The organism is Pseudaquabacterium rugosum (assembly GCF_038066575.1).
GTDB classification, from domain to species: Bacteria; Pseudomonadota; Gammaproteobacteria; order Burkholderiales; family Burkholderiaceae_C; genus Pseudaquabacterium; species Pseudaquabacterium rugosum.
This window is the reverse complement of sequence record NZ_JBBUTF010000010.1, coordinates 1-12,619: the sequence shown is the minus strand read 5'-3', so window position 1 is coordinate 12,619 and position 12,619 is coordinate 1. Positions and strand designations below refer to the sequence as shown.

11 protein-coding genes are annotated in these 12,619 nt (G+C 72.6%); 3 read left to right on the top strand and 8 right to left on the bottom strand.

All coding sequences use genetic code 11. The features are described 5' to 3' along the window. Positions 1-25: 25 nt before the first annotated feature. Positions 26-1,480 carry a DUF3570 domain-containing protein gene (locus tag AACH11_RS12405; protein ID WP_341374550.1) on the bottom strand — a complete coding sequence of 485 codons (1,455 nt, stop codon included), beginning with the start codon at positions 1,478-1,480 and terminating at the stop codon, positions 26-28. Between the two features lie 210 nt (positions 1,481-1,690). Between AACH11_RS12405 and AACH11_RS12400 the strand changes: the two genes are divergently transcribed. From AACH11_RS12400 to AACH11_RS12390, 3 genes are all read left to right on the top strand, one after another. Further along, the gene (locus AACH11_RS12400; protein WP_341374549.1) at positions 1,691-2,806 is read left to right on the top strand and encodes an AbrB family transcriptional regulator; all 1,116 of its coding nucleotides are present in this window, start codon (positions 1,691-1,693) and stop codon (positions 2,804-2,806) included. A gap of 145 nt (positions 2,807-2,951) precedes the next feature. Continuing rightward, positions 2,952-3,389: an Hsp20/alpha crystallin family protein gene (locus AACH11_RS12395; RefSeq protein ID WP_341374548.1), complete on the top strand. Its 438-nt coding sequence runs from the start codon at positions 2,952-2,954 to the stop codon at positions 3,387-3,389. Positions 3,390-3,527: 138 nt separating this feature from the next. Further along, positions 3,528-3,965, top strand: a complete 438-nt coding sequence (locus AACH11_RS12390; RefSeq protein WP_341374547.1) for an Hsp20/alpha crystallin family protein — start codon at positions 3,528-3,530, stop codon at positions 3,963-3,965. A 37-nt stretch (positions 3,966-4,002) separates the two neighbouring features. Here AACH11_RS12390 and AACH11_RS12385 read toward each other — a convergent pair whose 3' ends face one another. From AACH11_RS12385 to AACH11_RS12355, 7 genes are all read right to left on the bottom strand, one after another. Beyond that, positions 4,003-5,325 carry a glycosyltransferase family 4 protein gene (locus AACH11_RS12385; protein WP_341374546.1) on the bottom strand — a complete coding sequence of 441 codons (1,323 nt, stop codon included), beginning with the start codon at positions 5,323-5,325 and terminating at the stop codon, positions 4,003-4,005. After that, complete coding sequence (locus AACH11_RS12380) at positions 5,318-7,129, bottom strand: ABC transporter ATP-binding protein (RefSeq protein ID WP_341374545.1); 1,812 nt, start codon at positions 7,127-7,129, stop codon at positions 5,318-5,320. Before AACH11_RS12380 ends, AACH11_RS12385 begins: the two co-directional genes overlap by 8 nt. A gap of 2 nt (positions 7,130-7,131) precedes the next feature. Continuing rightward, complete coding sequence (locus AACH11_RS12375; RefSeq protein ID WP_341374544.1) at positions 7,132-8,076, bottom strand: glycosyltransferase family 2 protein; 945 nt, start codon at positions 8,074-8,076, stop codon at positions 7,132-7,134. Beyond that, a complete protein-coding gene (locus AACH11_RS12370; protein WP_341374543.1) occupies positions 8,073-9,485 on the bottom strand; it encodes a glycosyltransferase family 4 protein in 1,413 nt (470 codons plus the stop codon). The genes AACH11_RS12375 and AACH11_RS12370 overlap by 4 nt, the downstream gene beginning before the upstream one ends. A 149-nt stretch (positions 9,486-9,634) precedes the next feature. Then, positions 9,635-10,462, bottom strand: a complete 828-nt coding sequence (locus AACH11_RS12365; RefSeq protein WP_341374542.1) for a MurR/RpiR family transcriptional regulator — start codon at positions 10,460-10,462, stop codon at positions 9,635-9,637. 50 nt (positions 10,463-10,512) lie between these two features. Further along, positions 10,513-11,433, bottom strand: a complete 921-nt coding sequence (locus AACH11_RS12360) for a sugar phosphate isomerase/epimerase family protein (protein ID WP_341374541.1) — start codon at positions 11,431-11,433, stop codon at positions 10,513-10,515. Positions 11,434-11,520: 87 nt separating this feature from the next. Then, positions 11,521-12,462 (bottom strand): sugar phosphate isomerase/epimerase family protein, encoded by a 942-nt coding sequence (locus tag AACH11_RS12355; protein ID WP_341374540.1) that lies wholly within the window; start codon positions 12,460-12,462, stop codon positions 11,521-11,523. Between the last annotated feature and the right edge of the window lie 157 nt (positions 12,463-12,619).

Genomic DNA, 12,619 nt, shown 5'->3' with positions numbered 1-12,619 from the left:
GCGTGAGGGCGGGGCCGGTGCGGGTTCAGAACGCGCGCCGCAGCCCCGCCTGCCAGGACCAGGTCGTCAGCGGCGCCAGGCCGCCCGAGCCCTCGTCGAGCAGGCGCCAGCCGGCCTGCTGGCGCTGCACACCGAGCTTGAGCGAGGCGTTCCAGTCGGCGTCGAGTGCGGCATCGACCTTGATCGCCACGCCGAGGGCGCCCCAGGCGGCCAGCCGCGGGTCCAGCGTGGTGTAGCCGTTCCAGTGGCGGGTGGGCACCGGGTAGATGATGGAGGCACCGTTCCACGGCACGTAGAAGTGGGCGGCGCTCTGGGTGGTCCAGCGCACCTCGGGCGTGATCGTCGAGCGGTTGTCGGCGCCCATCGGAAAGGCCATCGCGGCCTCCAGCGTGTGGGCCCGCACGCCCCAGTCGTCGGCGTACAGGCGCCAGCCGGTCTTCAGGGCGGCGAAGCCCAGCCAGTGGTTCCAGCGCAGCTGCAGGGCCTGGGCCTGGCGGCTGTCGGGTCTCACGTCGTAGGCCAGGTCGGGATCGTCCAGGTCGCCGCGCTGCAGGCTGCCGGTCCATTCGAGCTGCACCACGTCGTGAGGGCCCAGCGTCTGGGTCAGGCCCAGCTGCACGGCGCGGGCCAGCTGGCGTTCCGCGGGGGTGGCCGTGCCGCTGACGGCGGGCCGTTCGGTGTCCTCGGTCCAGGCCAGGCCGAGGTGGAAGCGGCTGTGGTGGTCCTGCGAGTCCCAGTGGCCCTGCAGCGACATGCCGCGGGCGCGGCTGTCGTCGTCCTGTGCGCCGTGCACGCCCAGGCTCAGCGCGTGGTGGCTGCCGCTGCGCGTCAGGCGGGCATCGGCGGTGCGCCGGCGTTCGTCCACGCTGCGCAGGCTGTCGGTGTCGGTGTACCAGGTGGGCGTGACGCCGCTGCGGCGCTGCGCGCTGCCCGCACCTTCGAGCGTCCATTGGCGGCCCAGCGGCAGCCGCAGGTAGACCGCGGGCGTGCTGACGCGCACGCGCTGAACCACGCCACCGGCCCCGGCCACCGTGGCGGTGCTGGTGCTGCCGGTGGAGCCACTGCTGCCGGAGGTGCTGCCGCCATGGCCGGCGGCCGCCGCACGCACCAGCGCGCCCAGGCCGTTGGCGCCGCCCTCTGCTTGGGCATCCTGCGTTTCGCGGGCGCCCGAGACGCTGATGGCGATCAGGCCCCGTTCGCGTCCGTCGTCGCCGTCGCTGTCGCCCTCGGTGGGGGTGGTGGCCTCGCCGGCCATGGCGCTCGCGGGTCCGGCCATGCGCATCTGCGGGCGCTGCAGGTCGGCGCGCTCCTCGCCCTGCGGCATGCGTGCGGTGCCGCAGCCGCCCAGCGCCAGTCCGGCCAGCAGCGCCAGGGCCGGGCCCGCGCCGGTGGGGTGGCGGGGCGCCGTGCAGCCCGGTGCCGGGGTGTGCGGGGGCCGCGGCCAACGGCCGGGCGCTGAAACGGGTGAGGTGCGGTGCATGGTGGGCGGATCGTGGGTGTCCGGGCGGACTCGGGCAGGTCGCGCGCCGTGGCGTGGGCGGTCCTTTCCGGTCGGTCTCGGTCCAGTATCGACAGCCCGTTCCGGCCTCCGCGCTGCTGCGCGGTGAAGATGTGTTGCGCGGGCCGCGTATCCTCGGCCGGTCCGTCACTGCCGCGGCGCTGCGCGGTCCGCGGCGCCAGTTCGCCTCCGATGTCTGTCTTGCTGCGCTCCGCGCTGGCCCCGCCCTGGCGCCGTGCCCTGGCCCTGATCGTCCTGTCCCTGCTGGTCGGTGCCGCGATGTCGTGGGCCGGTCTGCCGGCCGCGCTGCTGCTGGGGCCGATGGTCGCGGCCATCGTGCTGGCGGTCGCCGGTCTGCCGGTGCGGCTGCCGCGTCCGGCGATGCCGGCGGCCCAGGGCGTGGTCGGGCTGATGATGGCCTCGCATCTGCCGTTGGCCCTGCTGGGGCAGGTGGCGGCGGACTGGCCGGTGTTCGTCGCCGGCACGCTGGCCACGCTGCTGCTGTCGGGCCTGCTGGGCTGGGGCCTGGCGCGCAGCGGCCTGCTGCCGGGCCCGACGGCGATCTGGGGCTCGGCCCCCGGCGCGGCCACGGCGATGACGCTGCTGTCCGAGGCCTACGGCGCCGATGTGCGGCTGGTGGCCTTCATGCAGTACCTGCGGGTGCTGTGCTGTGCGGTGGCGGCCAGCCTGGTGGCTCATCATTTCCATCTGCAGCGGGCCGAGCCCGCACCGCCGCCGGCCTGGAACGATGCGGCCGCCGGGCTGGAGCTGGGCCTGTCGCTGGCCGTGGCCCTGGGCGCGGTGCGGCTCGGCCAGGGCTTGAGGCTGCCGGGCGGTGCGCTGCTGGCCCCGCTGCTGGCCGGGCTGGGGCTGCAGCTGCTGCTGGACTGGCATCCGCGCCTGCCCGAGCCGCTGCTGGCGCTGGCCTTCGCCTGCATCGGCTGGAGCATCGGCGGGCGGTTCACGCCCGAGGTGCTGCGCCATGCGGCGCGCGCCGCGCCGCTGGTGCTGGCGGCCATCGTCACGCTGATCCTGGCCAACGCCGGCGTGGCCTGGCTGCTGGTCGGCCTGGCCGGGCTGCAGCCGCTGACGGCGCTGCTGGCCACCAGCCCGGGCGGCGCCGATTCCACCGCCATCGTCGCCGCGTCGAGTGCGGCCGGCCAGGTCGATGTGCCCTTCGTGATGGCGATGCAGGTGGCGCGCTTCCTGGTCGTCGCGCTGACCGGGCCGCTGCTGGCGGGCTGGCTGTCGCGGCGGCTGGGTTCCGGGCGCGATGCCGGGCCCGGGCCTGGGCAGCCGCCGGTCTGATCGGGCGCAAGGCCGGCTGCAGCTGCCCTTCCCGGCGGGTCTTGAAGCGGGGCAGGGCGTCCTCATGTCGGATGTCATGGACGCGGCGCGAGGCGCTGCGACAGGGATCCGGAAGGATCCGACAGCCCCGACGGAAGGACCCGAAATGCTCTACCGCAGCCTGTTTCCGCACGATGTGCTGGCCGAGCTCGACCGCCTGCAGCGCGGCGTGCAAGGCCTGTTCGATCCCGCACCGGGCATCCGTGGCCTGGCCCGCGACAGCTTTCCGGCGCTGAACATCGGCCGCAGCGCCGAGGCGGTCGAGGTGCAGGCCTTCGTGCCCGGCATCGACCCGGCCAGCCTGGACGTGCAGATCGACCGCGGCGTGCTGACGCTGTCGGGCGAGCGCAAGCCGCTGCCGGCCATCGACGAGCGCGCCACCCGGCACCTCGATGAACGACCGTCCGGCCGCTTCCGTCGCGTGGTGAGCCTGCCCGAGGACATCGATCCCGATGCCGTCAGCGCCCGCTGCGCCGACGGCGTGCTGCAGATCCGCATCGCGCGTCGTGCCGCGCCGCAGCCGCGGCGCATCACGGTGCAGTGAGCGTGCAGGGCTGCACGGCCCTTGAAATCCTGCAAGCCCTGCACCTGCAATCCCTGCGCCTGTGTGTCCTGAACCTGACGCCTGAAGAACGCGTCCAACGCGTGCCCGGCGTCCCCGCCAGACCTTCGGAGTGAGGCGATGAACATCCTTTTCCGCCAGTCCCCTGCCAGCACCCCGGCCGCCCAGGCCACCGGCGCCACCGAGCGTCCGACCACCGAGGCCGCCCGCCCCCGTGCCGAGGCCGCCGAGCCCACGCTGGTGCCCGCCGTCGACGTGATCGAGGATGCCGGCGGCATCACGCTGTATGCCGATCTGCCGGGCGTGCCGCGTGATCAGCTGCACCTGCGCATCGACGGCGAACAGCTGACGATCGAGGCCGAGGCGCTGCGCCCCGCCGCCGACTGGCAGCCGCTCCATGTCGAGCGCCCGCTGGCGCGCTACCGCCGCGCCTTCACATTGAGCCAGGAGCTCGATGCCACGCAGATCGGCGCCGAGCTGGCCCAGGGCGTGCTGCGCGTGCGCATCCCCAAGGTGGCGCCGGTCCAGCCGCGGCGCATCCCGGTGCAGACGGCCTGAGCTGGGGCCTGGGCCGCGCGCGGGCCGGGCCCTTGCATCAGCCCGCGTCCAGCGCGTGCAGCTGCTGCATGAACTCGGCGCTGAAGGTCGACCACCGGCGGCCCGTGTAGTCGCTGCGGATGCGCGCCTCGATCGCACGCAGGCCGGCGCGGTCGCGGTGGTGGTGTTCGATGCGGTCGGCCCAGGCCCGGGTGTCGTAGGGCGGCAGGTGTTCGGCCAGGCCGGAGCCGGCCTCGGGCAGCGAGCCCTGGTCGGACGCCAGGCAGAACTTGCCGTTGAGCAGGCTCTCACTGACCGGCAGGCCCCAGCCCTCGTAGATCGACGGGTAGAGCGTGAACAGGCAGTGGCGGTAGAGCAGGCTCAGGTCCTCGTCGGGCAGCTGGTGCAGCAGCACGACGTGGGGCCGGATGCGCGGGTCGTGCCGCAGGTCGTGCATCAGGTCGCCGATGATCCAGCCCTCGGCGCCGACGAAGACCAGCTTGGGCAGATTCGTCACGCCGCGTTCTAGCAGCATCAGCCAGGCCTTGTAGAGCACGTCGTGGTTCTTGCGCTTCTCGATCGTCGAGACGTAGAGCAGGAAGTCCTGGCCCAGCAGCGCGGCGACCTCGGGGCGCGAGGGGCGGGGGTCGGCGCTGGCGCGCAGCTCGAAGCCCAGGATCAGCGTCTGCAGCTGCCGCAGGCGCACGCCGCGCGGCGCTGCCCAGGCCGCCACGTCGGCCTGCGTGCAGCGCGAGTTGCACAGCACCACCGCGCCGTCGCGCACGAAGGTCTCGACCATGCGCGGAAAGTGGGTGGCTGTGTGGGTCGACACCACGTTGGGCAGCCGCAGCGGGATCAGGTCGTGGCAGTAGAAGACCGGCTGCAGTTGCAGCGTGTCGATCAGTGCCGCACAGCGCGCGATGCGCGGCGGGTGATCGGTGAAGCCGGCGAAGATGAACGGCACATGCCGCGGCAGATCCAGCGCGGGCCAGCGGCGGCGGGCACGCCGCAGCCGCCACCGTTCACGCGCGCGCAGGAGGGCCGCCGGGCACAGCCGGGCCTTCAGGCGCCGCCAGCGGTCGGGCCAGCGGCCCTCGGGTGGTGGGGGCAGGCGGCTGACGCGGTCGCTGCGGGCCAGGCGCTCGCGCAGGGCCTGTGCGCTGACCGGCACCAGGTCCTCGCAGGCATGCTCGTAGCGGATGAACAGGGCGTCCGGCCGCTCCTGCAGGACGCGCGCGGCGATCTCCTGCACCACACGCACGATGCCGACGGCCGGCCCCTGCCAGGCCATCAGCTCGGTCACGTCGACGATGACGGGGCGGCCGGGCGGATGGTCGTGTGGATCGCCGGGCAGGGCGGCGGCGTTCGGGTGCTCACTCATGGTCGGCGACGATCTCGGCATGGCGGCCGATGCGGGCGATGCGGCCGCCCTGCAGTTCGATGATCCAGTCGCACTGGCGCAGCGTGCTCAGGCGATGGGCGATCAGCACCAGGGTCAGGTCCTCGTCTAGCGCGTCGATGGCCTCCATCACGCGGCGCTCGGTGGCCGTGTCCAGCGCGCTGGTGGCCTCGTCGAAGACGATCACACGGGCCTGCTTGTACAGCGCGCGGGCGATGCCGATGCGCTGGCGCTGGCCACCGGACAGGCGCATGCCGCGCTCGCCGATCGGCGTGTCCCAGCCCTGTGGCAGCGTCTGTGCCAGATCGGCGATCTGCGCCTGGCGGGCGGCCTGTTCCAGGCGCTGGCGGTCGATCTGCGCGCGCGGCACGCCGAAGGCGATGTTCTCGGCCAGCGTGGCGTCGGTCAGGAAGATGGCCTGCGGCACATGGGCGATCAGCTGCTGCCAGCCGCGCACGGCCGGGCCCTCGATCGGCACGCCGTCCACGCTCAGGCGTCCGCGGCCGGGCGGCAGCAGGCCCATCAGGATGTCGATCAGCGTGCTCTTGCCGCTGCCGGTGGCGCCGATCACGCCGATGCGCGCGCCGCGCGGGATCTCCAGCGTGATGCCGTCGAGCACCGGCTGGAGACCGGGGCCGTAGCGGAAGCCCACGTCCTGCAGCCGGATCGTGTGCTCGAAGCGCAGCGCCGGCGGCGGGGATGCGTCGGCGGCCGGCAGCGGGGCCAGCTCCATCAGCCGCACCACGTCCTCGAGCGCGAACAGGTTGGCGCGCAGCTGGGCCCAGCTGCCGTAGATGTTCTGGGCCACTGGCAACAGGCGTTGGGCGCCGAGCGCGATCACGCCCAGGATCGGCACCGCGCCAGCGGCCGATGCCGCGTCCCGCGTGATCCAGTAGCCGGTGGCGGCGATCAGGATCATGCCCAGGCCCTCGATCAGGTAGCGCGGCAGGCTGCCGATGAAGGCGATCACCGTCACCGAGCGGCGGCGCTCCAGATCGGCCTGGCGGAAGGCCTGACGAAAGACCTGCTGTGTGCCGTCGAGCAGCACCTCGCGGATGCCGCCCAGCCCCTCGTTGACGGCCTTGAGCGCCAGGTGCTGGCGATCGTTGAGCTGGCGGCCCTCGCGCTGCAGCCGGCCGCGCGCCAGGGTGGCCATCAGCGCGTAGAGGCCGCCCAGTCCGGCCGCCATGCCGAGCGCGACGGCCGGGCGCACCGCCACCAGCGTCGAGAAGATGGCCAGCAGCAGGATGACCGAGCTGCCGATGGTCAGGATCGGCATGATGACCGAGGCCACCACGCCGTTGACGCGGTCGATGATGGTCACCGCCACGGTGGCGCTGTGGCGCGAGGCATGGACCAGATAGGGCTGGTGCAGCGTGCGGTGGTAGAGCTGCTCGCTGAGGCTGGCGCCGATGTGGTTGCTGTACCAGGTCTGCGCCCACAGCAGGCCGATGCGCGTGGCCGTGGCCAGCACGATGGCGCCGATGAAGCCCACCGTCAGCAGCGGCAGCAGCTGGCGCGGATCGGTCAGGCCGGTGTGGGTGAGTGCGCGCCACAGCGGTGGGATGGTCTGCAGCTTGTCGGGTGCCACCAGCGTGATGATGAACGGGTAGAGCGTGCCGATGGTCAGCATCTCGGTGAAGGCGCTCAGTGTCACCAGCGCGGCCAGCCAGGCCGACTGCCAGCGCTGGCGCCGGTCCAGATAGCCCCACAGGCGGCGCAGCGCCTGGGCGGTGCGTCCGGCCTCGGGCGGGGGGGCGGGCGGGGTCGTCACGGTCTCGCTCACGGTCATGGCAGCAGCGTGCGGCGCAGCAGGCGCTTCAGGCAGCGCAGGCTGTGGCGCAGGCCGCGATCGGCCTGCCACGAGCGGCCCAGCCAGTCGAAGCCCTCGCGGTGCTGCCCCTTTGCCAGCAGCAGGCCGGCGATCTGGTAACGCACGTCGGCCACGGCCCGCGTGTGTGCGGCCTGCAGGCCGGGGTCACGGGCGAACAGCTCGTTTTGCTGGGCATGGAACTTGTGCAGCACGGCCTCGTGGTACTGCAGCGTCTCGTCGTAGCGCAGCGTCAGGTTGTCGTCGTGGGTGATCTTCTCCAGCAGCACGTCGGACTGCAGGTAGAAGTTGCCGGTGGTGGCCATGCGCAGCCACAGGTCGTAGTCCTCGGCCTGGCGCAGGCGGGGATCGAACAGACCGACGCGGCCCAGCAGGCTGCGGCGGAACAGCACGTTCGAGCAGGTGCCGACGAAGTTGATGTCGATCAGCGTGCGCACCGGTCGCGGCACGACGCGGTTGAAGGCCGGCGGGTGCAGGCGCCGGACATGTTCGAAATGGGTGTCGCGCGGGCCGATGGCCGGATGGACGGCCTCGTAGTCGCAGCAGGTGAAGTCGACGTCCGGGTGGCGGCGCAGGGCGTCGATCTGGGCCGAGAGCTTGTGTGCGCGCCAGACATCGTCGGCATCGAGCAGCGCGATCAGCTCGCCGCGGGTGCGCGCCAGGCCCAGGTTGCGGGCCTGGGCCACGCCGCCGTTGGGTACGTCGATGACGGTCAGCCGGTCGCCGTAGTGGCGCAGCACCTCGGCCGTGCCGTCATGCGAGCCATCGTTGACGACGACGATGTCGGCCACCGGATGGCTCTGGGCCAGCACGCTGTCGATCGCGCGGGCGATGAAGCGCTCGCCGTTGTAGACCGGGATGACGACGGAGACGCTCGGGCTCGCGGTGTCGGTGCGGCTCATCGCGGGGCTCCCTCGGCGGACATCAGGTCATGGACCGCGGCGCGAAAGCGCGGCCACGACCCTTCGGTGCGGGCCGCGGTGGCAGCGGCCTCGCCGAGCGCGCGGGCGCGACACGGCTCATCGAGCAGCGCGATGCAGTCCGCGGCGAAGTCGGCCGCGCCTTCGCTCACACGCAGGCCGGCCAGCGCATCGAAGCCCTTGGCCGCGTGCGGCGTCAGCACACAGGCCCGGCCGTGGGCCAGCGATTCGATGACCTTGATGTTGGTGCCGCCGCCGCTGAACAGCGGGGCGATGGTGAAGGCGCTGTCGGCATAGGCCGGGCGCAGCGCGTCCAGCCGTCCGGCCAGCTCGACGCCGGCCACCGCCTGCCAGGCCGTGCGCGTGCGCGCACAGCTCAGGCGACCGACCAGACGCAGCCGCGCCTCAGGATGGCGGGCATGCACCTGCGGCCAGACCTGCTGGATGAACCAGTCGAAGCCCTGGCGGTTGGGCGGGTGGTCGAACAGGGCGATGCCGAGCACCACCGGCGGCCGCGTGCCGGTGGCGGTGCCGACGTGGCGACGGGCGGGCGGGGGGCTGCAGACGGGGCCGGAGATGGCGCCGCTGCCCGTGCCGGTGTCTCCCGCTGCGGGCTGATCGGGGCCGGCCGCGTCCTCGGGCCAGGGCACGGGGATCACGCCGTCGGGCCAGGCCGCCAGCGGGATGTTGGGCAGCAGGGCGGCCGGTCGGCCGGCCACTGCGGCCAGGTCCCGCGACTTGGTCACCCAGGCAGCCGTGCAGCGCGCCAGCTGCTGCCGCTCGGCGTCGCGGTAGGCGGTGGCGATGTGTCGGGCGCAGACCGCCGTGCGGCTGTGGCGCTGTTGTGCGCTGCGGGCGTGGGCGTCCCAGATCTCCGAATCCAGATCGTCGACATCGACCCAGACCGGCGCCAGCGCGAAGGCATCGGTCTGCACCGCCGGCCAGAGATAACGGCTGACGATGGCGGCATAGCCGGCGGGTGGCGGGTCGACGGTCGGGCCGCATCCTGAGGGTGCGCCGGCGATGTCCGCGGCCGGCGGTCCTGCCGCCAGGCGCTGCAGCGCGGCCGCCAGCACCGGGCTGCGGAACAGCGTGCGCCGGGCGCCCAGGCCCAGGCGGGTCAGCCGGCGCAGCGGCGTGCCGATCAGCGGCCAGGGGAAGACCCAGTGCCGCACGCCGAGGCGGCCGGGATCGTCCGGCAGATGGCCGATGAGGCTGAACTCGCGCGTCAGCACCGCCTGCTGATCGGCCGGCGGCGGCTCGCCGCCCACCAGCAGCAGATCGACGGCGTGGGTCTCGCGCAGCGCCTGCAGCAGCAGGAAGGTGCGCTGGCGCGCGCCGGTGTCGGGCGGCCAGGGGGCGACGGGGCTGAGCAGCAGCAGGCGGGGCATCGGGGCGGGCAGGGCGGGCCGATGGTCGCGACCAACCGTGCCCATCTGCCTGCCTTGTCGGCACCGGCGTCGGGATCTTCAGTGTCCGTGGTGGTCCGCCGTCAGGGGACGCGTGTGGTCCGCCACGCGTCCGGACGGGGTGCCGGGATTCAGCGCGGCGGGCCGGCCGTGCGGGCGCGGCGCTCATCGCGGGCCCAGGCCCAGGCGCGGCACAGGCCATCGGCCGCCGCCATCGCCGTGATCAGACCGGGACCTGCGTGGTCCAGCCACAGCGTGTGCGATGGATCCTGGGTCAGCACCGGATGCCGTGGATCGCCGAGCACCACCAGCGACAGGCCGCGGGCCCGGGCGCGGCTGACCAGGTCCAGCACGGTGGCCGACCCGGTGCCCAGGCTGATCACGAGCAGCACATCCTCGGGCCCGGCACCGCTGAGTTCGCTGGGTGGACCGCCCAGCAGGCTCAGCCAGTGCACCGGGGCATCCGAGCGCCCCAGGTGGTCGGCCAGGTAGGCTGCGACCGGAAAGGCCTGCAGGGCGCCAACGATCCAGATGCGGCGTGCGCCGGCCAGGCGCCGGCCGATGGCCTCGTAGGCGCTGCTGTGCAGGGCCGAGCGCAGCTGGTCCAGGTGCGCGGCCGCGGCATCGAGCCCGTCCTGCACCTGACGCGCGCAGCTGTCCGCGGCCGGTGCCGGGCCCGCGGGTGCGGTCGGCGGCGGCGATGCGTCGTCTGCGCCGGGCTTGCCGGCAGGGGCGGTCGCCTCGGCCAGGGGCGCCCATGAACTGTCGAGCGCCAGTTTCAGCTCCTGATAGCCGCGCAGGCCGAAGCGCTTGGCGAAGCGCACGACCGCCGAGGGCTGCACCTGGCAGCGCGCGGCGACGTCCTGGATGCGCTGCTGGCCGAGGGTGTCGTGATGACGCTCGACATAGCGGGCGATCACCTTGAGCTGCGGGCTCAAGGCGGCATAGGACGACGCCATCTCCCGGAGCAGGGGTTGCCCCGCGGTGACCTGCTGCGGCATGGCCGGCCTCAGCGTCCGGTGGGTGCGTGACGCTCCAGCAGGCGCTGGATGTCGGTGCGCATCGCGCGGCTGGATTCGGCCGCGCGCTCCTCCCAGGCGAACACGCAGGCCGAGACCAGCCCGTCGAAGCCGATCGCCCCCATCGCCGCGAACAGCGCGTCGAAGTCCACCTCACCCTGGCCGATGTCCAGGTGCTGGTGCACCCGCACCTGGCTGGAGCCCGGCGGGTTCACGATGTAGCGCAACTGGCTGCTCTTGCGGTGGTCGAAGGTGTCGGCCACCCGCACATGGGCCAGCAGATCGCCCGCCTCGCGCACCATCGCCCCGATCTCGCCGCCATAGAAGAACGCGTGCGGCGCGATGAAGCTGAGCTTGAGCGCCTGAGATCCGATGTTGCGCACGATGTCGCAGGCCGGCTGGTACTGCTCGATCCAGTCCTCCGGATGCGGTTCGACGCTGAGCGTGATCCCCTCACGTTCGAGGATGGGCAGCAGCTCGTCCATCGAGCGGAACCAGGCGGCCTCGCAGGCTTCCTTGGTGTTGAGGTTCGTCGCCAGGCCGTTGCGCTCGGCCACCGTGCGCTCGGGCGAGGCGCCGCGGCCGAACTCGCTGACCATCAGCTGGCAGTCCATCTCGACGGCCACCTCGATGGCCTTCTTCCAGCAGCGCACGGCCCACTGGCGCTCGTCCTCGAAGGGGCTGGCCCAGCGGTACATCGGCTGCACCGAGGCCAGACCGACGCCGGCCGCGCGCATCGCGGCCTTGAAGCCGGCCATGCGCGGGCCGGTGGCGCGCGGCATCACCCACCAGTCGAGGAAGTCGCTGCGCGGCGACAGCTCGATCTGGTCGTAGCCGAGTTCGGCCACGGCCGCCGGCAGCTCGGTCAGCGGCAGGTGCCGGATCATGTAGGGGTCGAGCGCGATCTTCACGGCACGGTCTCCTCTGGAAGGTCTCGGAAGCGGGGTGCCGGATGGTTCACCGGCAGGCGGGTGGATCACGGGCGGATCACTGGCCGATCACTGGCTGATGGACTGCTTGAGCGCCGCGATCGAGGTCAGCACGCCGGCCTCGACCGACATCGTCAGGTCCTCCATCTCCAGCGAGACGTGGCCGTCGTAGCCCATCATCCGGCAGACGGAGAAGAACTCCTTCCACCACTGCAGGTCGCGGCCGCAGCCCACGGCGACGTAGTTCCAGGTGCGCGTGGCCGGGTCGTTGACCGATTGCGTTTCCAGCAGGCCGTCCACGTCGGCCAGGCCCCGCTCGATGCGCGCGTCCTTGCCGTGGATGTGATGGATGGCGCCCTTGAGCGCCCGCGCGGCGGCGATCGGCTCGGCCCCCATGGCCATCAGGTGCGAGGGATCGAGGTTGATGCCGACGATCGGGTCCGTCGCATCCCGCAGGCGCTTGAGCGTGCTGGGGTTGTAGACCAGCATGCAGGGGAATTCCTCGATCGCGATCTGGTCGACACCGTGCGCCTTGCAGTGCGCGACGAACTTCTTCCACCAGGGGATGGCCACGTCGTTCCACTGGTAGTGCAGTGCCGGCGCCATGTAGGCCGGCCAGGAAATGGTGGAGGTGATCCAGTTGGGCACGGTGTCGCCCGGCGCACCGGCCGGGCAGCCCGACATCATCACGATCTTGCGCACGCCCAGCAGGCCGGCCAGGCGCACGGTGTCGTAGCTGCTGGCCGTGTGCTTCTCGCCCATCTCGCCCGGGCTCAGCGGGTTGCCCGAGCAGTTCAGCGCGGCGATCTCCATGCCACGCTGGTCCAGCTCGGCCAGGAAGGCCTGGCGGGCCGGCGCGGAGGCCAGCAGCTCCTGGGTCTTGACGTGCGGGCAGCCGGCCCAGCCGCCGGCGGTCATCTCGACCGCGTCGACGCCGAGGGACTTCACCTGGTCCAGCATCTCGGTGTAGGACAGGTTGCCGTAGACGTCCGTGCAGATGGCGAGTTTCATGAGGGATTCCTGATCGGGGGAGCGGGAGGGGCGATGGCCGGGCGGTCTCAAGTCCGAAATGCAACACCTCGCCATCCGGTAAGGTGTGGAGATGACGAGACGATTCCAGCAGATGCAGCCCGAAGAGCGCGTGACGTTGGCGGCGCTGCGGCAACAA